This window comes from Actinomadura litoris, from assembly GCF_009733595.1.
GTDB classification, from domain to species: domain Bacteria; phylum Actinomycetota; class Actinomycetes; order Streptosporangiales; family Streptosporangiaceae; genus Spirillospora; species Spirillospora litoris.
The window spans coordinates 102,775-123,163 of record NZ_WOFH01000009.1; the positions used below are offsets into that span (position 1 = coordinate 102,775).

Annotated in this window: 20 protein-coding genes and 1 pseudogene; 8 read left to right on the top strand and 13 right to left on the bottom strand. The window is 74.7% G+C overall.

Translation table 11 applies throughout. The features are described from left to right. Positions 1–38 precede the first annotated feature (38 nt). From GNZ18_RS24615 to GNZ18_RS24625, 3 genes are all read left to right on the top strand, one after another. Complete coding sequence (locus GNZ18_RS24615; protein ID WP_214616807.1) at positions 39–923, top strand: alpha/beta fold hydrolase; 885 nt, start codon at positions 39–41, stop codon at positions 921–923. A gap of 90 nt (positions 924–1,013) precedes the next feature. Further along, positions 1,014–2,246, top strand: a complete 1,233-nt coding sequence (locus tag GNZ18_RS24620) for a serine hydrolase domain-containing protein (protein ID WP_156218922.1) — start codon at positions 1,014–1,016, stop codon at positions 2,244–2,246. Positions 2,247–2,355: 109 nt separating this feature from the next. Continuing rightward, positions 2,356–3,183, top strand: coding sequence for an alpha/beta fold hydrolase (locus GNZ18_RS24625; RefSeq protein WP_156218923.1), 828 nt, complete (start codon positions 2,356–2,358; stop codon positions 3,181–3,183). A gap of 30 nt (positions 3,184–3,213) precedes the next feature. Here the strand turns inward: GNZ18_RS24625 and GNZ18_RS24630 are convergent, their stop codons facing one another. The 6 genes from GNZ18_RS24630 to GNZ18_RS24655 form a co-directional block, all read right to left on the bottom strand. Then, positions 3,214–4,107 (bottom strand): RecB family exonuclease, encoded by an 894-nt coding sequence (locus GNZ18_RS24630; protein WP_308165941.1) that lies wholly within the window; start codon positions 4,105–4,107, stop codon positions 3,214–3,216. A 71-nt stretch (positions 4,108–4,178) separates the two neighbouring features. Next, a complete protein-coding gene (locus tag GNZ18_RS24635; protein WP_214616809.1) occupies positions 4,179–4,886 on the bottom strand; it encodes an MBL fold metallo-hydrolase in 708 nt (235 codons plus the stop codon). A gap of 9 nt (positions 4,887–4,895) precedes the next feature. Continuing rightward, positions 4,896–5,741 (bottom strand): PHP domain-containing protein, encoded by an 846-nt coding sequence (locus GNZ18_RS24640; protein WP_156218924.1) that lies wholly within the window; start codon positions 5,739–5,741, stop codon positions 4,896–4,898. A gap of 37 nt (positions 5,742–5,778) precedes the next feature. Then, positions 5,779–6,426: a DUF6758 family protein gene (locus tag GNZ18_RS24645; protein WP_214616811.1), complete on the bottom strand. Its 648-nt coding sequence runs from the start codon at positions 6,424–6,426 to the stop codon at positions 5,779–5,781. Between the two features lie 119 nt (positions 6,427–6,545). Further along, complete coding sequence (locus GNZ18_RS43755) at positions 6,546–7,844, bottom strand: CPBP family intramembrane glutamic endopeptidase (protein WP_156218925.1); 1,299 nt, start codon at positions 7,842–7,844, stop codon at positions 6,546–6,548. Positions 7,845–7,952: 108 nt separating this feature from the next. Next, on the bottom strand, positions 7,953–8,894 hold the full coding sequence (locus GNZ18_RS24655; RefSeq protein ID WP_156218926.1) for an HpcH/HpaI aldolase/citrate lyase family protein: 942 nt from the start codon (positions 8,892–8,894) through the stop codon (positions 7,953–7,955). Between the two features lie 54 nt (positions 8,895–8,948). Between GNZ18_RS24655 and GNZ18_RS24660 the strand changes: the two genes are divergently transcribed. Beyond that, positions 8,949–9,440 carry a hypothetical protein gene (locus GNZ18_RS24660; protein WP_312874708.1) on the top strand — a complete coding sequence of 164 codons (492 nt, stop codon included), beginning with the start codon at positions 8,949–8,951 and terminating at the stop codon, positions 9,438–9,440. A 28-nt stretch (positions 9,441–9,468) separates the two neighbouring features. On the opposite strand, the gene GNZ18_RS24665 is transcribed toward GNZ18_RS24660, so the two are convergent. Continuing rightward, a complete protein-coding gene (locus GNZ18_RS24665; RefSeq protein ID WP_156218928.1) occupies positions 9,469–10,422 on the bottom strand; it encodes an RNA polymerase sigma-70 factor in 954 nt (317 codons plus the stop codon). A gap of 209 nt (positions 10,423–10,631) precedes the next feature. Here GNZ18_RS24665 and GNZ18_RS24670 point away from each other — a divergent pair, with 209 nt between their 5' ends. After that, positions 10,632–11,951: a magnesium transporter MgtE N-terminal domain-containing protein gene (locus tag GNZ18_RS24670; protein WP_246250315.1), complete on the top strand. Its 1,320-nt coding sequence runs from the start codon at positions 10,632–10,634 to the stop codon at positions 11,949–11,951. A gap of 11 nt (positions 11,952–11,962) precedes the next feature. Next, the gene (locus tag GNZ18_RS24675) at positions 11,963–12,430 is read left to right on the top strand and encodes a DUF1003 domain-containing protein (RefSeq protein ID WP_214617392.1); all 468 of its coding nucleotides are present in this window, start codon (positions 11,963–11,965) and stop codon (positions 12,428–12,430) included. Here the strand turns inward: GNZ18_RS24675 and GNZ18_RS24680 are convergent. Then, on the bottom strand, positions 12,408–13,049 hold the full coding sequence (locus tag GNZ18_RS24680) for a MarR family winged helix-turn-helix transcriptional regulator (RefSeq protein ID WP_312874709.1): 642 nt from the start codon (positions 13,047–13,049) through the stop codon (positions 12,408–12,410). The genes GNZ18_RS24675 and GNZ18_RS24680 overlap by 23 nt on opposite strands. 87 nt (positions 13,050–13,136) lie before the next feature. On the opposite strand from GNZ18_RS24680, the gene GNZ18_RS24685 reads away from it, so the two are divergent. Beyond that, positions 13,137–14,276 carry an Mrp/NBP35 family ATP-binding protein gene (locus GNZ18_RS24685; RefSeq protein WP_156218931.1) on the top strand — a complete coding sequence of 380 codons (1,140 nt, stop codon included), beginning with the start codon at positions 13,137–13,139 and terminating at the stop codon, positions 14,274–14,276. A 49-nt stretch (positions 14,277–14,325) separates the two neighbouring features. On the opposite strand, the gene GNZ18_RS24690 is transcribed toward GNZ18_RS24685, so the two are convergent. The 5 genes and pseudogenes from GNZ18_RS24690 to sigE form a co-directional block, all read right to left on the bottom strand. Beyond that, positions 14,326–14,682 carry a sec-independent translocase gene (locus tag GNZ18_RS24690; RefSeq protein ID WP_156218932.1) on the bottom strand — a complete coding sequence of 119 codons (357 nt, stop codon included), beginning with the start codon at positions 14,680–14,682 and terminating at the stop codon, positions 14,326–14,328. Between the two features lie 144 nt (positions 14,683–14,826). After that, the gene (locus GNZ18_RS24695) at positions 14,827–16,734 is read right to left on the bottom strand and encodes a S1C family serine protease (protein WP_156218933.1); all 1,908 of its coding nucleotides are present in this window, start codon (positions 16,732–16,734) and stop codon (positions 14,827–14,829) included. Positions 16,735–16,844: 110 nt separating this feature from the next. Further along, positions 16,845–17,948, bottom strand: coding sequence for a MucB/RseB C-terminal domain-containing protein (locus GNZ18_RS43760; protein ID WP_156218934.1), 1,104 nt, complete (start codon positions 17,946–17,948; stop codon positions 16,845–16,847). Continuing rightward, the gene (locus tag GNZ18_RS41490) at positions 17,945–18,571 is read right to left on the bottom strand and encodes an anti-sigma factor family protein (RefSeq protein ID WP_312874710.1); all 627 of its coding nucleotides are present in this window, start codon (positions 18,569–18,571) and stop codon (positions 17,945–17,947) included. Before GNZ18_RS41490 ends, GNZ18_RS43760 begins: the two co-directional genes overlap by 4 nt. Positions 18,572–18,912: 341 nt before the next feature. Beyond that, positions 18,913–19,524 (bottom strand): annotated as a pseudogene (sigE, locus tag GNZ18_RS24710) (RNA polymerase sigma factor SigE); the annotation flags it as partial. Between the two features lie 251 nt (positions 19,525–19,775). Here sigE and GNZ18_RS24715 point away from each other — a divergent pair. After that, positions 19,776–20,378: an O-methyltransferase gene (locus GNZ18_RS24715; protein ID WP_214616816.1), complete on the top strand. Its 603-nt coding sequence runs from the start codon at positions 19,776–19,778 to the stop codon at positions 20,376–20,378. Positions 20,379–20,389: the final 11 nt, after the last annotated feature.

Below are 20,389 nucleotides of genomic sequence, written 5' to 3' on the forward strand. Positions count from 1 at the left end.
CCCGGCCGGCGCACGCCCATTTAGTATGGTGGCCCTCTGTGAGCACGCCCCGGTTCCTGACCCTGCCCCCCGGTGTTAACCGGACGACCGTCGAGACCTCCCGCGGCGCCTTCGCCGCCCTGGAGGCCCTCCCGGGGTCGGGTGTGACCGAGCGGTACCCCGCCCTCCTGGTGCCCGGCTACACCGGCAGCAAGGAGGACTTCCTCGCCGTCCTGCAGACGCTCGCCGCGTCCGGCCGCCGCGTGCTGGCGATCGACCTGCGCGGCCAGTACGAGTCGGACGGGCCGGAGGACCCCTCCGCCTACGCCCGCGCCGCGCTCGGCGGCGACGTCGCCGCCATCGCCGCGACCCTCGGGCCCGACCCCGTCCACCTGGTCGGGCACTCCTTCGGCGGCCTGGTGGTGCGCGAGGCGATCCTGTCGGAGGAGGTCAGGCCCGCCTCGTCCACGCTGATGAGCTCCGGGCCCGCCGGGGTCACCGGGCAGGCCGCCGCCAAGGCCCGCGCGCTGCGCGACGCGCTCCCCGACCTCGGCATGCCGGCCATCTGGACGATCAGCCTGGAGCCGGAGTACCTGCGCCGCGGCGTCGCCCCCGAGGTCCTCGCGTTCCTCAAGGCCCGCACGCTCGGCAACTCCGAGACGGGCCTGGTCAGGATGGCCCACGAGATCCTCACCGCGCCCGACCGGGTCGACGAGCTCGCCAAGCACGCCGAGGACTCCGGCCTGCGCACGCTCGTCCTGTACGGGGAGGACGACGACGTCTGGGACCCCCGCGCCCAGGCCGCCATGGCCGAGCGGCTGGGCGCCGCGCGGGTCGTGATCCCGAGCGCCGCCCACTCCCCCGCCGTCGAGGCGCCCGAGACGACCGCCGGCGCGCTCCTGGCCTTCTGGGCCGAGGCCGAGCGCAACCACCGCGGCTCCTGACCCCGCGCGGCGGGCCGCCGGAGGGGCGCGAAGGGGTGCGAAGGGGCGCGAAACGGTGGGGAAACGGCGGGTGCCGTTGCATGCCGTCCCATGGATCACGACATCTCAGCAACACGGCCGGACGGGCCGTCCCGGCGGGGCGCGCTCCGGGTTCTGGGCGGTGCCGTCGCCGCCGGGAGCGCGGCCCTGCCGTTCACCGGTGCGGCGGCCCCGGCGAGCGCGGCGGGCGAGCCGGCGGAACAGGTCCCGAAGGGCCTGCGCCCCGGAGGCGAGCTGGACCGGTTCGTCGCCGGCATGGCGGCGAAGGACCAGTTCTCGGGATCGCTGCTGCTGACCCACCGCAGGCGGACGGTGCTGAGCCGCTCCCACGGGATGGCCGACAGGCGGGCCGGGGTCCGCAACGGGCCGGGCACGCGCTTCGCGCTCGCCTCGGTGAGCAAGCTGTTCACCGCGACCGCGATCCACCGGCTCGCGCAGCGGGGCGCGCTGAACTACCACGACACGGTCGGCGCGCACCTCGACGGCTTCCCGGCCGAGATCGCCGACGCGGTGACCGTGCACCACCTGCTCACGCACTCCTCCGGTCTCGGCGACGTCTTCCAGATCCCCGGATTCCCCGAGGAGTCCAGGAAGTGGAACAGCACCGAGGAGGTGCTGGAGGGCGCCGTCGAATTCGTCCGGCGGACCAGGCCCGCCTTCCCGCCCGGGGCCGGGGACCGGTACAGCAACGCCGCCTTCTGCCTGCTCGGGGCGATCGTCGCGGCGGCGTCGGGCCGGCCGTTCTACGACTACATGGCCGAGCACGTCTTCCGGGCGGCGGGCATGCGCGACAGCGCGTTCTTCACCAAGCCCGAATGGCGCGCCGACTCGCGCATGGCGCATCCCTACGCCAAGAAGCCGGGTGGTTCCGAGCGCACCGACAACCTTGAGGACCAGCTCTTCGTCGGGCTCCCGGCCGGTGACTCCTTCGCGACCTGCGCCGACATGGAGCGCTTCGCGCACGCCCTGCTGGACGGCGTCCTCCTGGACGCCGCCCACACCGAGCTGATGCTGGGCCCGAAGCTCCCCCGGCCGCCCCAGCCGAACCCGCCGCGCGGCGCGGCGCCGTCCTCCTCCAGCGTGTTCGCGGGATACGGGCCGGTCACGGCGCTGACGCAGGGGCAGTGGGTGCACGGGCACGGCGGCGGCAGCATGCTCGGCGCGTCCACGTCCCTTGAGTTCTTCCCCGGCAGCGGGTGGGTGGTCGTCGTCCTCAGCAACTACGACGCCGGGACGGTCGAGCCCATCGCCAGGCTCGCCCGGCGGCTCGTCCTCGCCGGGTAGCCGCCCTCGGGCGCGCGGCACCGGGGAACCCGGGCCGGCCCCGCCGATGATTTTCGGCGGGGCCGCTGGTCCACCTGGTCGAACACCCATTGACCGGGAGGAACCCGAGATGACGCTCGACTCGTCCGCGACCACCGTCCAGACCCTCCGCGTGGACGGCGCGCGCCTGCACTACGAGGTGCGGGGGCAGGGGCCGCTCGTGGCGCTCGTCGGCGCGCCCATGGCGGCCGCCGGCTTCGCGGCGCTGGCCGACCTGCTCGCCACCGACCACACCGTCCTCACCACGGACCCGCGCGGCATCGGCCGCAGCCCGGTGGACGACCCGGAGCAGGACTCGACGCCGCCGCTGCGGGCCGCCGACCTCTCCCGGCTGATCGCCGAACTGGACGCCGGGCCCGCCATCGTCCTCGGGTCCAGCGGCGGCGCCTGCACCGCGCTGGCGCTCGCGCAGACGCGTCCCGAGCAGGTCCGCCTGACCATCGCGCACGAGCCGCCGCTGGACGGGCTGCTCGACGACCGGGACGAGCTGCACCGGGCGACGGAGGAGATGATCGCCCGCTACCTGGCGGGGGACGTGATCGGCGCCTGGCGGCTGTTCATGGCCACCGCGGGCATCCGACTGCCCGAGGGGGCGCTGGAGCAGATGTTCGGCGGGGAGCGGGACCCGCAGGCGGTCGCCGACGAGCTGCGCTGGTTCGGGCACGAGCTGCGCGAGACCGTGCACTGGCGGCCCGACGTGGCCGCGCTGCGCGGCACCGAGGTCGTGGTCGGCATCGGCGAGGCCTCGGCGGGGCAGCTGTGCGACCGGACGTCCAGGGCGCTGGCGGAGGCGCTGGACGTCGAGCCCGTGGCGTTCCCCGGCGGCCACACCGGCTTCGCCGAGGATCCCGAGCCGTTCGCGATCCGGCTGCGCGCCGTTCTGGCCGGGATCCGCTGAGGTCCGCCGAGGTCGCCGAGGCCCGGCGGGTCAGTCGCCGCGGGCCGCCGCGTCCACGGCGGCCCAGGGCTCCTTCCGGGGCGCGGCCTCCCGGCCCTCCGGGCAGTGGCGGGCGAAGTCGCACCAGGAGCACAGCGTGCCCGGACGCGGCGGGAACAGCTCGTCGTGCGGCGCGTGGTCGACCGGGAGGGCCTCGCCCCGGCGGGGCTCGGGGACGCGCGCCCGGTACGCCTCGTCGGCGGCCGCGGCCTCCGCGGCGATCTGCTCGGCGCGGCGGATGTGGCGCTGGAGCGACTCGTCGGTGTGCTCCCAGACCGCGACCTCGCCGGAGGGGAGGTGGTGCAGCTCGACCCGGCGGCAGGGGCGGCGCAGCACCCGCGCCGCGGCGACCGCGTAGACGGCGAGGGCGAGCGAGCCGCGCGCGTCGTCGGAGGTGAGGACGTGGCGCCCGGTCTTGTAGTCGACGACGACGAGTTCGGCGCCGCGCGCGTCCAGCCGGTCGATGCGGCCCGACACGGCGATGCGGTCGGTGCGGGTCGCGACCGTGCGCTCGACGCCGAGCGGCTCGTCGGCCGGGTCGAGGGTCGCGGTGTAGCGCTCGGTCATCTCGCGGGCGCGCTCACGCCAGTACGCGGACTGCTCCTCGTCCCGGAACCCCTCGGTCAGCCAGCCGCGCGCGAGCAGGGTGCCGGCGGCCTCGGGGGTCCGCTGGTGCTCGGGGAGCCGCCACCAGGCCGCCAGGGCGTTGTGGACGCTGGAGCCGAGGCTGTTGTGCGCCCACGGCGGGCCCTTCGGCGGCATCGGGCGGTCGAGGTAGGCCATCCGGTAGCGGCGCGGGCAGTCCAGCCAGGTGTTCAGCCGGGACGGCGTGCAGGAGTACAGGCGCCGGGGCATGCCCTCGAAACCCAGCTGCTCGGCCCCCACGCTCGACTTCCCTCAAGATCGGTTCGGAGACGGTCTCGTCGCGGCCCGTCCGCCGCCTCGCGGGCGGACCGTCAGTCGTCGTTCTCCTGCGCCAGCGCGCCCCAGGTCTCCCAGCGGGAGTCCTCCTCGCCGACCGTGGTCTCCTCGCCCTGGCCGGGCAGGACGCGCAGGTCCTTGGGGAGCGGGGTCAGCAGGGCGCCGATGGAGTTGAGCTGCTTGCGCAGGTCGTCGTACACGCCGCCGACCGAGCCCGGACGGCCGCGGTGCAGGGTGTCGCCCGCGAACAGCACGCCGAGCTGCTCGCTCATCACGCTGACGCTGCCCGGCGTGTGGCCGGGGGTGTGCACGATCTCCAGCTGGGCGTCGCCGATCTCGAAGACGCCGCCGTCCTCCAGCCAGATGTCGGGTTCGAGGGCCCGCAGCGCCTTGGCGTCGTCCTCGTCCTCCTCGGCCTTGGCAAGGCGGCCGAAGTAGTCGCGCCACAGCAGCCGGTCGGCGCGGTGCAGGGCGATCGGGGCCCAGTTCTCCTCGTCCTCCTCGCCCGCGGCGGCGACCTCCAGCACCACTTCGAGGCGGTGCTCGTTGCCGTCGGTCAGCAGGACCGCCATGACCTCGCGCTCGCCGACCTCCTTGAGGATGGCCTCGGCGTCGAAGGCGGGGTCGATGACGATGACCTCGTCATCGTCGCCGACGAGGTAGGTGTTGCTTTCGACGTCGTACTCGGTGTCGTCCAGGGTCAGTTTGCCCGACGTCACCACCTGTTCGATGCGTGCGTCCACGCACGCACCCTACCGCGACTGGCGGACCCGGTCGGGCCCCACGGAGATCAGCTTTTCGTACTCCCCCGGCGCGGTCGTCTCGGCGCCGAGCCGGTCGCCGGTCGGCGCGCCGTGGTCGTCGCTGGAGCCGGTGGCGGCGAGCCCGAGGGACGCCGCGACCTCCCGCAGGTGGGCGCGGTCCTCGGGGGCCTGGTCGGGGTGGTCGACCTCGACGCCGCGCAGCCCGGCGGCGGCCAGCCGCTCGATCACCGCGTCGGCGAAGACGTAGCCGCCGCGTCCCGCGCGGGGGTGGGCGAGGACGCAGGCGCCGCCCGCCGCGCCGACGAGCCGGATCGCGCGCTCGGGGTCGAGCGCGTACCGCTCGGCGTAGGCGCGGCCGCCCTGGGCGATCCAGCGGGGGCCGAACGCCTCGTCGGCGGTCTTGATCGCGCCCGCGTCGAGCATGGCGCGGGCGATGTGGGGGCGCCCGACCGCCTCGCCGCGGGCGAGGGCGCGGACCTGCTCCCAGGTGACGTCCACGCCGAGCTCCTGGAGGCGGGCGACCATCGCCTTGGCCCTGACCACTCGGTCATCACGGATGCGGGCGAGTTCGGCGGCCAGTTCCGGCTCGGCCGGGTCGAACAGGTAGCCGAGCATGTGCAGGCTGCGCCCGCCCTCCTGGCAGGACAGCTCCACGCCGGGAACGAGGGCGAGACCGTCCGGCAGGGCGGCGGCGGCCTCGTCCCAGCCGCCGGTGGTGTCGTGGTCGGTCAGCGCGAGGACGTCCAGCCCCTTCACGCGCGCCCGCCGGACGACCTCGGCGGGCGGGCGGGTGCCGTCGGACACGTCGCTGTGGCTGTGGAGATCGATGCGCATGCGCCCCTTTGTACTCGCCCGGGACGGGCGAGGGGGGCTATTCGTCCAGGCGGGGGGTGTGGGCCCCGTAGGGGAGGTCGATCTCCATGCCCGGCTCGCGGAGGTCGAGGAGGTGCTGGCGCTCCACCAGCAGGACGCCCGCCTCGGCCGGCCACAGGACGACCCACAGCCAGTCGCCCATCGCCTCGCCGACGAAGACGGCGCGGTCGGGCAGGTCGCCGACCGCCCACATGGGGACCACCCGCCCCGAGGTGGCCGTCGGGCCGCTGACGTCGAGTTTCACATGCGGGGGGTCGGCGTCGAACCCCTCGCCGGGGTCGCCGCCCTCCAGCCCCGCGTAGTGGGCGCCGAGCCCGATGCCCGGCTCCTCGGCGATCACGACCATGTCGGCCGGGCCGCTGAGCAGCCCGGGACCCGACACGGCGAGGGCGACGGCCCGCGCGCCGCTGCGCTCGTCCCCCACGGTGGTGAACCCGGTGACGAGCCATCCCAGCGGAAGAGGCCAGGGCGTCCAGACGGGGACCCGCGCGTCGCGGACGACGGCGGCGAGCCCGTCGGGGCCCGGACGTTTGGACGGCTGCCTGGGCAGCACCGCGCCGTCCGCGCCGCAGCTCCAGTCGCTCGACCAGAGGCCCGGCGCGTGCAGTGGGCCCGCGCAGCGCGGACATGTGGGCTCCGCCCTCACGGTTACCCACCCTGCGCGGCTCTCCCCCGTTCCGTCAAGTTCCGCCGGGTACCCGTCCGGGAAAGGGGCGACAAAGCGGGCCGCACGAACCGGCAACGCGCCGCTTCGGCGCGGACGGGCTAGGCGGCGAACTCCGGGCCCGGCGAGCCGCCGACCCGCGCGGGCGCGGGCGGCGCGTCCGGGCCGGGCTCCTCCCGGGTCTCGGCGGTGAGTGTCTGGATCCGCATGCGCCGCGCCAGCAACACCACGGCCAGCGCGTACAGGACCATCGGGACGATGTCGGCCAGGACGTACTCCCAGCGCACGCCCCCCTGCTCGATGTCGAGCTTCCCGACCGCCGCCGGGAAGAGGAACGCCATCAGGTTGTTGAAGACGTGCAGCGCGATGCCCGACTCCAGCCCGCCCGTGCGCACCGCGAGCCAGGCCGCGAGCGCGCCGAAGAAGAAGATGTCGAGGACGCCCCAGCCGGTGTAGCCGTGCCCGGCGGTGAACAGGGCCGCCCCGACGACGATCCCCGGCCAGGGGGTGCGCAGGACGGCGCTGCACGCCCGCCCGACGCGTCCGCGCAGGGTCTCCAGCGTGCAGGCGCCGACGGCCTGGAGCAGCCAGCCCCGGAAGACGTACTCCTCGGCCGCCGACTGGAACGGCACCAGCAGGATGATCACGATCGCGGGCGCGAGGAAGTCCCCCCAGCCGACCCAGTGCTCGTCGGAGCCCGAGTCGTCGCCCACCAGCGTGCTCGCGATCATCGACGACCCGTAGGACACCACGCAGAACAGCGCGGCCAGGCCGCAGCAGGCGAGCAGCCAGCGCCAGCGCAGCCGGCCGGCGACCGAGGACAGCGTGCCCGGCCGCCGCCGCTGCACCACCCACGCCGCGAGGAAACCCACCGGCAGGAACACCGCGAGCATGCCCAGGTCGAACGCGAGGTCCGCGGTCGCGTCCCCGAAGATCGAGTCGGAGGCGGAGTCGTCCATGGCGTCGCCGGTCGCCGCCAGCCGGACGATCAAGCCGATGATCATCAGGCCGATGGCCAGGCCGAAGCCGAGCCCGAGGATGCCGAGCGTGCCGGCCAGCGGCCGCCACCAGCGGTGCGCCGCCGTCCGCGCCATCCGGTGGAAGGGGGTGCCGGGCGGCGGGTCCACCGCCCAGGGCGGCTTCGGCGCCGGAGCCGCCCCGTAGCCGGGATAGGCGTATCCGGGCTGCGGATACCCAGGCTGCGGATACCCAGGCTGCGGATACCCAGGCTGCGGGTATCCGGGGTGGCCGTACTGGCCCTGGTACTGGCCGGGCTGCGGCCAACCCGGGTGCGCCTGGGGCGGAGGCGGCGCGGGGGACGTGGCGGGTGGCAGGGGCCGCTCGCCCGTCGGTTCCGGGTCGAGCGGGGCCCAGCCGTGCGCGTCCCCGGATTCCGCCACGTGTAGTCCCCCTCCACGGTGTGTGGGACGAATCGTACGTGCCCGCGCGCCGTCCCCGTCCGTGACCGAGCCCGTGCTCAGGCCCGTGTCAGCAGGTGGCGGCCCGCGTCAGTCGGCGGGCGGCTCGAAGCGCTTGGTGCGGGGCAGCCCGGCCGCGCGCCCCTTCGCCGCGATGACCAGCGCCATCTTCCGGGACGCCTCGTCGATCATCTCGTCGCCGAGGGTGGCGGCGCCGCGTCCCTCGACCTTGGTGGCGTGCTCGTAGGCGTCCAGGATCAGCTCGGCGTGGTCGTAGTCGTCCTGGGACGGGGAGAACACCGCGTTCCCGGCCTCGATCTGGGACGGGTGCAGCACCCACTTCCCGTCGAAGCCGAGGGCGGCGGCGCGCTCGGCGACGCGGGTGAAGGCGTCCACGTCCCGGATGTTGAAGTACGGCCCGTCGATGGCCTGGAGGTCGTGCGCGCGGGCCGCCATCAGGATCCGCATGAAGATGTAGTGGTAGGCGTCGCCCTCGGTGTAGCCGGGGGGCTGCTCCCCGACCACCAGCGTCTTCATGTTGATCGAGGCCATCAGGTCGCCGGGGCCGAGCACCAGCGACTCCAGCCGGGGCGAGGCCGCGGCGATCGCGTCGATCCCGACCATGGCGCGCGCGTCCTCGATCTGCGCCTCGATGCCGATCCGGCCGACCTCGTAGCCCATCGCCCGCTCGATCTGGGTGAGCAGCCGGTCGAGCCACTGGACGTGGGACGCGTCGCTCGCCTTCGGCAGCATGATGGCGTCCAGCTCGGCGCCCGCGCCCTCGACGACCTCGATCACGTCCCGGTACGCCCAGGGCGTCTCCAGGTCGTTGATCCGCACCACGCGGACCTTGCCGCCCCAGCCGCCCTCGTTGAGCGCCGCGACGACCTGGGCGCGGGCCCCCTCCTTGGCGGACGCCGCCACCGCGTCCTCCAGATCGAGGAGGACCTCGTCCGCCGGGAGGTCGCGTGCCTTCTCGATGAATCGGGGGTTGCTGCTGGGTACGGCCAGGGTGGTTCGTCGCGAGCGCATGCGCCGGATGGTATCGACCGGGTGTGAGACGCTTTTCGCATGGGTGACCTCAACGTGGCTCTGGTAGAGGAGGCGGCCAAGAAATCGGGGCTGCTGTGGCTGGACCTTCCCGGCCTGCCGCAGCCCCGGGCCGCCTGGCACGTGTGGCACGAGGGCTCGGCCTACGTGCTGACGGGCGGGGACGGCGAGCAGCCCCTCCCCGGCCTCCCGGACGCGGCCCGGGTGACCGTGATCGTGCGCAGCAAGGACAAGGGCGGCCGGCTGGTCTCCTTCTTCGCCGCGTGCGCGCCGGTCGAGCCCGGGACGCCGCTGTGGGACGCCGTCGCCCCGCTGCTGGCCAAGGACCGGCTCAACGCGCCGAGCCACGAGGGCCAGGTGGAGCGCTGGGCGACCGAGTCGTGGATCGTCCGGCTGACCCCGGTCGAGGACGCGGCGGCCGAGGCGCCGGAGGCGTACGCGAGCGTCCGCCCGGTGCCGACGCCGGCGACGACGGCGGGCGCGCCGCCGCGCATGGTCGGCGGCAAGCGCCGCCGCGTCGACCGCTGAACCCCGCCTGGATCGGCCCTGGATCGCCCTAGATCGGCAGTTCGCGGCCCGCCGCGACCGCCTGGAGCTTGTCGGGGTTGGAGACGATGTGGATCGCCTCCACCCGGCCGTCCGCGCCGAGCGCGACGACGAACGCGGTGATCGGGCCGTCCGGGCCGTCGACGACGAGGCCGGGCTCGCCGTTGAGCCGGACGCGCCGCGGCCGCATGTCGTCCCACTCGACGCCCGCGTAGGGCACGCCCGAGACCGCCGTGAGCCAGCGCCCGACCTTGTCGGCGCCGTGGATGACGCGCCGCGCGGCCTGGACCTTGCCACCGCCGTCCGTCCACAGCGCCACGTCGGGCGCGAGGACCTCCATCAGCCGGTTGATGTCGCCGCCGAGCACCGCGTCGAAGAACCGGTCGGTCGCGGCGCGCCGCTCGGCGCCGCCCGCCTCGAAGCGGGGGCGGCGCGCCTCGACGTGCTTGCGGGCGCGGGTGCCGAGTTGGCGCACCGAGGACTCCGACCGGTCGATCGCCTTCCCGATCTCGGCGTAGGGGTAGCCGAAGACCTCCTTGAGCACGAACACCGCCCGCTCCAGCGGGCTCAGCGTCTCCAGGACGACGAGCATCGCCATCGACACCGACTCCGACATCTCGGTGGCCTCGGCGATGTCCGGGGAGGTCAGGATCGGCTCGGGCAGCCACGGCCCGACGTAGGTCTCGCGCTGCGCCCGCGCCGAGCGCAGCCGGTCCAGCGCGATGTTGGTGGTGATCCGGACGAGGTAGGCCTTGGGGTCGGCGACGTCCCCGCGGTCCCCGGCCGACCAGCGCAGCCACGCGTCCTGGACGGCGTCCTCGGCGTCGGCCGCGGTGCCGAGCATCCGGTAGGCCACGGCGAACAGCAGGTTCCGGTGCTCCTCGAAAGGGTCCTGCGCCGACTCGCTCACAAAGCACGAGTCTGCCCGAGCGTCCGCGCCGTGCTCGAAGGGGGTGCGCGCCATGGGTGCCTCCGTCCGCACGGGGTCGCCCGCCCCGCGGCCCGTCCCGCCGCCGGCCCCGGGGCGCCCCCGCCCTGTCTCCGCCCGTCACCATGAGGACGAGGCGCGCCGCCGCAATGTGACACCAATGTGACACCGGCCCCGGCGAGGGGCCGCGCGCGGCGCGTCCGCCGCCTCGGATGAGCTGCAAGATCACGGGTAGTGTCCTGCCCATGAGCGGATCTCCGGGCCGGGTGTTCATCGCCCGCCTCGCCGGGATAGCGGTGTTCGACCCCGCCGGCGACCAGGTCGGCCGGGTCCGCGACGTGGTGGTCGCGCTGCGCCTCGCGCCCCGCCCGCCCCGCGTGCTCGGGCTGGTCGTGGAGGTGGGGCCGCGCCGCCCGGTGTTCCTGCCGATCACCCGGGTCACGGTGGTCGAGGCCGACGCGATCGTCTTCGACGGCAGGCTGAACATGCGCCGCTTCCACAAGCGCGAGTCCGAGACGCTCGTGATCGCCGAGATGCTGGACCGCACGGTCCGCTTCCGCGCCTCCGGCGAGCCCGTCTCCGTCGTGGACGTGGCGATGGAGCCGACCCGCACCCGGGACTGGCTGATCGGCAAGGTCGCCGTCAACCGGGGCCGCAGGGGCGGGCGCGGGCGCGGCCTGCGGCGCCGGGGCGAGAGCCTGGTCGTGGACTTCGACGCCGTCGAGGGCTTCTCCGCCGTCGAGCACGGCCAGGGCGCGGCCGGGCTGATCGCCGCGTTCGAGCGGATGAAGCCCGCCGACCTCGCGGGCATCGTCCACGAGCTGCCGGAGAAGCGCCGCACCGAGGTCGCGGTCGCGCTGGACGACGAGCGCCTCGCCGACGTCCTTGAGGAGCTGCCCGAGGACGACCAGGTCGAGATCCTCGGCAAGCTGGAGGACGACCGGGCCGCCGACGTCCTGGAGGCGATGGGCCCCGACGACGCCGCCGACCTGCTCGGCGAGCTGCCGACCGAGCAGCGCGAGCGGCTGCTGACGCTGATGGAGCCGCGCGACGCGGCGCCCGTCCGGCGGCTGCTGACCTACGCCGACGACTCGGCGGGCGGGCTGATGACCACCGACCCGGTGATCGTCGCGCCGGACGCGACCGTCGCCGAGGCGCTCGCGCAGATCCGCAACCCCGACCTGAACCCGGCGCTGGCCGCGCAGGTGTATGTGTGCCGGCCGCCGACCGCGACGCCGACCGGCCGCTACCTCGGCACCGTGCACTTCCAGCGGCTGCTGCGCGAGCCGCCGCCGACGCTGGTCAGCGGCATCGTCGACGCCGAGCTGGACCCGCTGCGCCCGACGATGTCGCTGGCGGCGGTCGCGATGTTCCTGGCCACCTACAACCTGGTCGCGGGCGCGGTCGTGGACGAGGACGGGCACCTGCTCGGCTCGGTGACGATCGACGACGTCCTCGACCACCTCCTGCCCGAGGACTGGCGGGAGACCGTGATGGACGCGAGCGCCGAGGCGCCCTCCGATCCGGAGGAGGAGGCCCTGCGGGGCGGCGAGGGGACGAGATGACCACACGCGAGATGAGCACCCGGCTGGACCAGCCCCGCGAGATCCGGCGGACGCTGCTGCCGCGGCCCCACTACGACCCGGAGTCGTTCGGGCGGCTGTCGGAGCGGATCGCCCGGTTCCTCGGCACCGCCCGGTTCCTGGTCTACATGACGGTGTTCGTGGCCGTGTGGATCGTCTGGAACCTGGTGGTGCCGCCCGCGCTGCGGTTCGACCCGTACCCGTTCATCTTCCTGACGCTGATGCTGTCGCTCCAGGCGTCCTACGCGGCGCCGCTGATCCTGCTGGCCCAGAACCGGCAGGACGACCGCGACCGCGTCCAGTACGAGCAGGACCGCGCCCGCAACGAGCGGACGATCGCCGACACCGAGTACCTCACCCGGGAGATCGCCGGGCTGCGGGTGGCGCTGAACGAGGTCGTGACCCGCGACTTCCTCCGGTCGGAGTTGCAGCAGATGCTCAAGGAGCGGGACGCGCGCTGACCCCCTCCCGGGGGAAGGAGGCCGCCGCGTCAACGGACTCGTCAACGGCCTCGTCAACGGACTCGGCGGCGGACCCGTCGACGGGCTCGTCGGCGAGCTTGCCGAGCAGGTGGCCGAACAGGCGCAGGTCGTCGTCGTCCAGGCGGCTGAGGACGTGGTCGCGGACGCCGCGCCGGTAGGTGGGGGCGGCCTCCTCCAGCCGCGCCCGGCCCGTCGGGGTCAGGGCCGCGTACAGGCCGCGCGCGTCGCTCGGGCACGTCTGCCGGGCGACCAGGCCCTCCCGCTCCAGCCGGTCGACCAGCCGGGTCAGCCCGCTGCGCGACAGCAGCACCCGGTCGGCGAGGTCGTTCATGCGCAGCCGCCCGCACGGCGCCTCACCGAGGTGGGTGAGCACGTCGTAGAAGGCCAGCGGCAGGTCGTGCTCGGCCAGCAGGTCGGCCTGGAGGCGGCGGGAGATCCGCACCTGGGCGCGCAGCATCGTCCGCCAGACCGCCGGCTCGGCGGCCGGGGCCGGACCGGCGGCGTCGCCGGCCGCGTGCCCGGACGGACGGCCGGGCGCGGGCGCCCGTTCCTCGGCCTGGACGGGGATGTCCGCGACGGGGCTGTGCTGGGTGGTCACCCGTCGATCGTACGGCGGGCGGGCGCGGGGTGAGAGACCCGGCACCCGGATTGGCGGGCACGGCCACCGAGTTCATACCATGGGGACATGGCCTCCCAGTTGACGACCGAGCGGGTGACCGAGGCTCTCGCCACGGTGAACGACCCCGAGATCCGCAAGCCGATCACCGAGCTCGACATGGTCAGGAACATCGACATCGACGCGGGCGGCGGCGTCCGCGTCGGGATCTACCTGACCGTGGCCGGATGTCCCATGCGGGACACCATCACCAAGAACGTCACCGAGGCCGTCTCCCGGCTGGAGGGCGTCGCCTCCGTCCAGGTGGAGCTGGACGTGATGAGCGAGGAGCAGCGCAAGGACCTCCAGACCAAGCTGCGCGGCGGGCAGCCCGCCAAGGAGATCCCCTTCGCCAAGCCGAACTCGCTGACCAAGGTGTACGCGGTCGCGAGCGGCAAGGGCGGCGTGGGCAAGTCGTCGGTCACCGTGAACCTGGCCGCGGCCCTCGCCGCGCAGGGCCGCAAGGTCGGCGTCGTGGACGCCGACATCTACGGCCACTCGGTGCCGCGCATGCTCGGCGTCGAGCACCCGCCGACCAAGGTCGAGGACATGATCATGCCGCCGACCGCGCATGACGTGAAGGTGATCTCGGTGGGCATGTTCACCGCCGGGAACCAGCCGGTGGTGTGGCGGGGCCCGATGCTGCACCGCGCGCTCCAGCAGTTCCTCACCGACGTCTACTGGGGCGACCTCGACATCCTGCTGATGGACCTGCCGCCCGGCACCGGCGACATCGCGATCTCGGTGGCGCAGCTGCTGCCCTCGGCCGAGATCCTGGTCGTCACCACCCCGCAGCAGGCCGCCGCCGAGGTCGCCGAGCGGGCCGGGGCGATCGCCGCGCAGACGCACCAGCAGGTCGTCGGTGTGATCGAGAACATGTCCTACCTGGCGTGCCCGCACTGCGGCGAGCGGCAGGACATCTTCGGCGTCGGCGGCGGCCAGACCGTCGCGGACGCGCTGACGGCGACGCTCGGCACCCGCGTCCCGCTGCTCGGCCAGGTCCAGATCGACCCGAGGCTGCGCGAGGGCGGCGACAGCGGTGTGCCGCTGGTGCTCGCCGACCCCGACGCGGGCGCCGCCAAGGAGCTGCGCACGATCGCCGAGCAGCTCTCCGGGCGCAGCCGGGGGCTGGCCGGCATGTCGCTGGGCATCTCCCCGAAGGGCCGCTGACCCCGGGCCCTCTACCCGGGCCGTCCACCCGGGGCCACCGGGGCCGCGGTCAGGTGGCCTCGGGGTCGAAGGGCGGCCGTTCGTCGTAGGCGAGGCCGCCCGCGGTCGCGTAGGACGGGTCCTCGCCGTTGACCAGGCCGCCGTTCGCGCTGGCGTAGGCGTCGTCGTCCTCGTCCTCCAGCAGGTGCTTGCGGACGAACGTCTTCGGGTTCAGGTCGTTGAGGTCGAAGTCCTTGAACTCCGGCCCGAGGCCCTCCTGGAGGTCCGCCTTCGCGGAGTTGGCCATCTGGCGGAACTGCCGCAGCATCCGTCCCGCCTGCCCGGCGGCCTGGGGCAGCTTGTCGCCGAAGATGACCAGCGCGAGCACGACGAGCACCGCCATCTCGCCGATACCGACGTCGAACAACCCGTCCTCCAGCAGCCAAAGGGACCGGCCCTGCGCGGACCGGTCCCCCCAGCGTATCCCGTATCGGATGAACCGGATCTGAACATCCGTGCCGCCTTCTGGGCGGCGCGTGCCCTGATCGACGCGGCCCGATCGGAGCGTGCCTCAGTCGGAACCGAGGGTGATCTCCACGGTGCTCTCCTTGCCCGTCCGCCGGAAGGTCACCTTCACCCGGTCGCCCGGCGCGCGGCTGCGGATCTGGGCGATCAGGTCGGTGGCGTCCTCGATGGGCTTGCCGTCCAGCGCGGTGATCACGTCGCCGGGCTTCAGGCCCGCCTTGTCGGCCGGGCCGTTCTTGGTGACCGGGGCCTGGCCGTTGACCGGCTGCGGCAGGATCCTGGCGCCGCCCTGCTGGTAGCGCGGGTCGGGCAGCACGCCCAGCTTGGCCTGCTTGACGGTGCCGGTCCGGATGATCTCCTCGGCGACCCGCTTGCCCTGGTTGATCGGGATCGCGAAGCCGAGGCCGATGCTGCCGCCCTGGCCCTCGCCGCCCATCGACTGGCCGCCGACGGTCGCGATCGCGGTGTTGATGCCGATCACGCGTCCCTTGGCGTCCACCAGCGGGCCGCCGGAGTTGCCGGGGTTGATCGCCGCGTCGGTCTGGATGGCGTTGAGGTAGGACGCGTCGGCGCCGCCCTCGCCCTGCGTGGGCACCGCGCGGTTCAGGGAGCTGACGATGCCGGTGGTGACCGAGCCCTGGAGGCCGAGCGGCGAGCCGATCGCGATCACCGGGTCGCCGACCGCGATCGCGGCGGAGTCGCCGACCTGGAGCGCGGGCAGCGAGTGCTGGCCCTCGGGCTTGAGCACCGCGACGTCCGAGCTCGGGTCGGCGCCCTTGACGGTCGCCGACAGCGTCTTCTTGTCGTTGAAGACGATCTGGATCTGGCCGCCGTTGCCGCCGCCCGCGACCACGTGGTTGTTGGTGACGACGTAGCCGCCGTTGACGATGAACCCGGTGCCGCCGACCTCGCCCTGCGAGGACTGCACGCGGATCATGACCACGCTCGGCAGCACGCGCTGCGCGACCCCGGCCACCGAGTCCGGCGGGCGGTTCTGCACCTTGGTGTCGCCGCCGCCGCTGCCGCCGCCGAGGCTCACCGAGCCGCCGTCGTCGCCGTCGTCGGTCGCCATGACCCCGATCCCGGCGCCGACGGCACCGGCCACCAGGGCCACGATCAGCGCGACGACGGCCAGCAGGCCGAGGCCGGGGCCCCGCCCCGACGAGGACGGCATCGCCGGCACCGGCGCCCAGTTCGGGCCGGTGCCGGGCGGGCCGCCGAAGCCGCCCATCGGGCGCGGGCCGCCCGGAGGCGGCGGGCCCATCGGCGCGGGCGGCGGGCCCATCGGCGGGCCGCCCGGGGGCGGGCCGCCGACCGGCGGCGGGGGCCCCTGGTGGGACTGCCATCCCCCGTACGGCGGCGGGCCGCCCTGGGCGCGGGGGTCGTGGGCGCGCGGGTCCTGGTGGTGCGGGACGAACCCGGGCCGCGGACGGGACTCGGGGCCCTCCATCAGCGGCTTGTCGAGCGGGACGGGCGGCGGCTGCGGCATGTCGCGCGGCGGCGCGTCCTGGACCGGGACCTCCTGGAGGCCCAGCTCGCGCGGGGGCGTGTCGTGCAGCTCCCGCATCGGCATGTCCATCGGGGTGTCGCGCGCGGGCGAGGTCTCCCGCCCGCCGCCGAGCGGGGCGTCGGGCGGCACGAAGCCGCCCGCCACCAGCCGGTCGCCGTTGTCGTCCTGCGGACGGTCGTCCTGCGGGAGGTCGTCCTGCGGACGGTCGTCGTGGAGCCGGCCGTCCTCGGGCCGGTCGTCCTCGGGACCGGTGCTCCAGCGGCGGCCCTCGCCCGGCCCGGCGCCCTGCGGTGCGGCCCCGGCCGCCGACTGCCCCAGGGGGAGCTCCTGGTCGGCGACCGTCTCGGGGGGAGCGGGCGCCTCCTGCCGTTCAGGCTCGTCGCCGGGGACGGTGTCCTCGTCCTCCGGCCGCGCCTCGCCCGGCCCGCGGTTGTCTTCCGTCATCCCCATCTCCTACCGAGCATGGTTCTCTTCATCCGCGCTCATCGTGCCCCGCCGCGCATGTGGCGAGCATAAGACCTTCCGTGACCGCCGGGCGAACCGCGGCACCCCCCTCAGCCGAAGGGATTGGCGGCCGAACCGAGGCGCCGGGCGCCGCGCGCGAGCCGCGTCCAGAACGGGACGCCGCCGCGCGGCAGGTCGAGGGCGACGGCCTCGGCGGTGCTCTGCGGCACGTCCGTCAGCACCGTCGAGACGTACCCGTTCCCCGAGGAGATCGCCCAGCGGCGCAGCGCCTCGCGGCGGTACACCGTCCGGCCCCGGCGCACGGTCTTCTGCCAGCCGGGCAGGCGCGCCTCGTCCAGGCTGCCGCGCTGGACGAAGACGGAGACGGCGGCGAGCCCGTCGGAGTAGCTGAGGTGGACGGTCGCGCCGTCGCTGCGCGCGTCGTAGAGCGTGAGCCTGCCCGGCAGGTCCTTCGGGATGGGCCAGCCCTCCGAGCGGAGCCGGGCGAGGCGCGCCCCGTCCAGCCGCTCCCCCCACGGGGCGAGCGCGGCCGCCTGGGCGTCCACCATGTCCGGGTCGGGGCGGTCGGCGCCCCGGGCGGGCGGCGCGGGGCGCAGCGTGATCCTCGGGCCCGCGGCGGGGACGTCCAGATCGATCTCGGTGAACCCGGTCGCGACGACGCGCCGCCCGGTGGCGTCGATCAGCTCCCGGTACAGCATCAGCCCGGTCTCGGAGTCGATCCAGAACCGCCCGGCGGTGCCGCCGCCGGGCCGGCGGGCCTCGACGACGTGGGCGGCGCGTCCGCAGGCGCGCGCGTCCGCCACGCGGGACACCGAGTAGTTGCGGGCCAGCAGCCCGAGCGTCGCGGCGACGATCCCGGCGCTCTCGTCGGCGGCCGAGTCGGGGCGGTAGCCCTCCGCGCCCGAGGAGGCCCGGTACCGGACGCCCTCGCCCGGCCGGTGCGTCACCGCGACCTCCGCCGTCGCGGAGCGGCCGCGGTTCCAGGTGGTGAGGAAGCGCCGCCCCTCGTAGGGGACGCGGCGCGCGGCGTCGGCGGCGGCGCGCAGCAGGCCGACCGCGCCGGGGTCGCTGCGGACGCCGCGGGCGGGCCCGGCGTCACCGGTCACCGTGCCGGCGAACGCGAGCGCCCCCGCCAGCCCACCGGCCACCAGGGCGCGGCGTCGCGCCCGGCCGGTGCCGGTGTAGCGGGTCACGGCCCAGGCGAGGTCTGGATCTGGTTGACCGGGTCGGTGAGCGGGTCGGTCATCGGCGTGTCACCGGAGGTCAGCGCGTGCTCGACGGCGAACCGGTCGAAGGCGGGGGTGACGGCGGGCGCCTCCTGGCGTCCGCCGGCGGCGTAGGACGCGGCGCCGAGCCCGAGGAACAGGGTGGCGGCGCCCACGACCAGGTAGCGGCGCTGATGGCGGCGCAGGGCGCCGGAGCCCGCCGAGGCGACGGCGCGGCCCGCCGGGCGGTTGTCGCGCGGACGGCCCGGCCCGGCCCCGCGCACGGGCTGCCGCATCGGCCGCGTGGACTGGCCGCCGAGCGTCCCGGGGTGAGCGGGGCGCGTGCCGGACGCGTCGTCCGGCGCGGCGGGCGCGGCGGGTTCGGCCAGCGAGCGCAGCCGGGTCAGGAAGTCATCGGTGGGAAGGTCGTCGGCGCCGTCGGAGGCGGGCAGCCGGGACAGTCCCCGCAGGCGGCCCTTGATCTGCCGCAGCTCGTCGGCCTCGGCGCGGCACCGCGCGCAGCCCGCGAGGTGGGCGAGCGCCCTGTCGCGCTCCTCGTGCCCGAGCTCTCCGTCGACCAGAGCGGTCAGTCGCTCCCCCAGGCAGCTCACACGGCCTCCCCGCGTGAGGACGGCCCCCGCCCCCCGGCAAAGGCCGCGCTGATGCCCTCGCTCCGCTCCGTCATGACGCCTCTCGTGGTTTTCCGTGGATGCGCGCGCGGTTCCCCGCCCGCGCGCGGGTCGCCTGCTTACACGCCCTCCGGCCGCGGCAGGGCTTGCGCGCCCTCCGCCGCGAGCACCTGGTAGCCGCCCGCGTGTATCCCCGCGGCAGCGGCCTCCTCAGCCTTTCCCGCCTGGAACTCGTTCCTCGTCCCAGGGCTGTGCACCCCGGCCGCTACCGCGGCCTCCCCGGCCTTACCGGCCTGGAACTCGTTCCTCGTCCCAGGGCGGCGGCGCGTCGGGGCCCTGTGCTCCAGGGCGGCGCGCAGCTGGGCGCGGCCGCGGTGGATCCGGCTGCGGACGGTGCCGAGCTTGACGCCGAGCGTCGCCGAGATCTCCTCATACGAGAGGCCCTCGATGTCGCACAGCACCACGGCCGCCCGGTACTCGGGGGCCAGGGCGTCGAGCGCGGCCTGGACGTCGGCGTCGAAGTTGGTGTCGTCGAACGCCTGCGCCGGGGTGGGCTCGCGGCCCTGGAGGCGCTCGGCGGCGTCGTCGGCGAGTCCCTCGAAGCGGATGCGCTGGCGGCGCCGCGCCATGTCGAGGAAGAGGTTCGTGGTGATCCGGTGCAGCCACCCCTCGAACGTGCCCGGGGTGTAGTTCGACAAAGAGCGGAACACGCGGACGAAGACCTCCTGGGTGAGGTCCTCGGCGTCGTGCTGGTTTCCGGTGAGGCGGTAGGCGAGCCGGTAGACGCGCGCGGAATGCTCGCGCACGACCTCGTCCCAGGACGGCGGCGCCCATTCGGCCTCGGGGGCGTTCTCCCGTGTGCGCGCGGCGCTTCCCAACCCCTGCCTGGGGCCGACCCCCACAGCGCCTCTAAAACTCAGTGCTGCGACTCCCATGGTGCCGGGCTGTTCCTCTCTCGTGAGCCAAGGTCTCGCCTTGGAACGGCACGGTCTCGCCTGGGCTGGGGCGGTTCTGAACCGACTCGGTACTACGACTCGGCTCATCGGGGTGATGTGCTCCGTCGCTGGTTAGAACGCGCTGACACTCCAGATGGTTCCCTGTCAGCGATATGGTCTTTCCAGCATGAGCCAGGCGGGGGTCCCGCGAGGAGGCAGCCATCGACGCCATTCAGGCCACCCTGGCCTACGTGGAGGAATTCCTCCCCGAAGACGAGCCGCTCGTGGCCGCCCGGCGCCGCGGCGAGGAGATCGGCGCGACGCCGATCAGCCCGGCGGGCGGCGCCGCGCTGCGCTTCGTGGCGACCCTCATCGGCGCCCGGACGGTCGTGGAGGTCGGCTCCGGCTGCGGCGTCTCCGGCGTCTGGCTCCTGCGCGGCATGGCCAAGGACGCGGTGCTGACGAGCGTGGACGTCGAGCCCGAGCACCAGCGCCTGGCCAAGCTCGCCTACCGGGAGGCCGGGCTCGGCTCGTCCCGCACCCGGATGATCATCGGACGGGCGCTGGAGGTGCTGCCGAGGCTCACCGACGGCGCCTACGACATGGTGTTCTGCGACGCGGTGAAGCAGGAGTACCCCGAGTACCTGACGGCGGCGCTGCGGCTGCTGCGTCCCGGCGGCGTCGTCGCGTTCGACAACGCGCTGTGGGAGAACCAGGTCGCCGACCCCTCCCGCCGCGACCCCGAGACCGAGGCGATCCGCGAGGTGCACCGCTCGATCCGCGAGGACGAGCGGCTCGTCCCGCTGCTGATCCCGGTGGGCGACGGCCTGCTGTGCGCGGTGAAGACGGACTAGCGCCCCGCGAG

Bases quoted from the DNA above. Each gene is read 5' to 3' on its own strand.
- GNZ18_RS24685 (WP_156218931.1), top strand. From the start codon at position 13,137: ATGGCCTCCCAGTTGACGACCGAGCGGGTGACCGAGGCTCTCGCCACG.
- GNZ18_RS24675 (WP_214617392.1), top strand. From the start codon at position 11,963: ATGAGCACCCGGCTGGACCAGCCCCGCGAGATCCGGCGGACGCTGCTG.
- GNZ18_RS24670 (WP_246250315.1), top strand. From the start codon at position 10,632: ATGAGCGGATCTCCGGGCCGGGTGTTCATCGCCCGCCTCGCCGGGATA.
- GNZ18_RS24620 (WP_156218922.1), top strand. From the start codon at position 1,014: ATGGATCACGACATCTCAGCAACACGGCCGGACGGGCCGTCCCGGCGG.
- GNZ18_RS24655 (WP_156218926.1), bottom strand. From the start codon at position 8,894: ATGCGCTCGCGACGAACCACCCTGGCCGTACCCAGCAGCAACCCCCGA.
- GNZ18_RS24625 (WP_156218923.1), top strand. From the start codon at position 2,356: ATGACGCTCGACTCGTCCGCGACCACCGTCCAGACCCTCCGCGTGGAC.
- GNZ18_RS24640 (WP_156218924.1), bottom strand. From the start codon at position 5,741: ATGCGCATCGATCTCCACAGCCACAGCGACGTGTCCGACGGCACCCGC.
- GNZ18_RS24665 (WP_156218928.1), bottom strand. From the start codon at position 10,422: ATGGCGCGCACCCCCTTCGAGCACGGCGCGGACGCTCGGGCAGACTCG.
- GNZ18_RS24695 (WP_156218933.1), bottom strand. From the start codon at position 16,734: ATGACGGAAGACAACCGCGGGCCGGGCGAGGCGCGGCCGGAGGACGAG.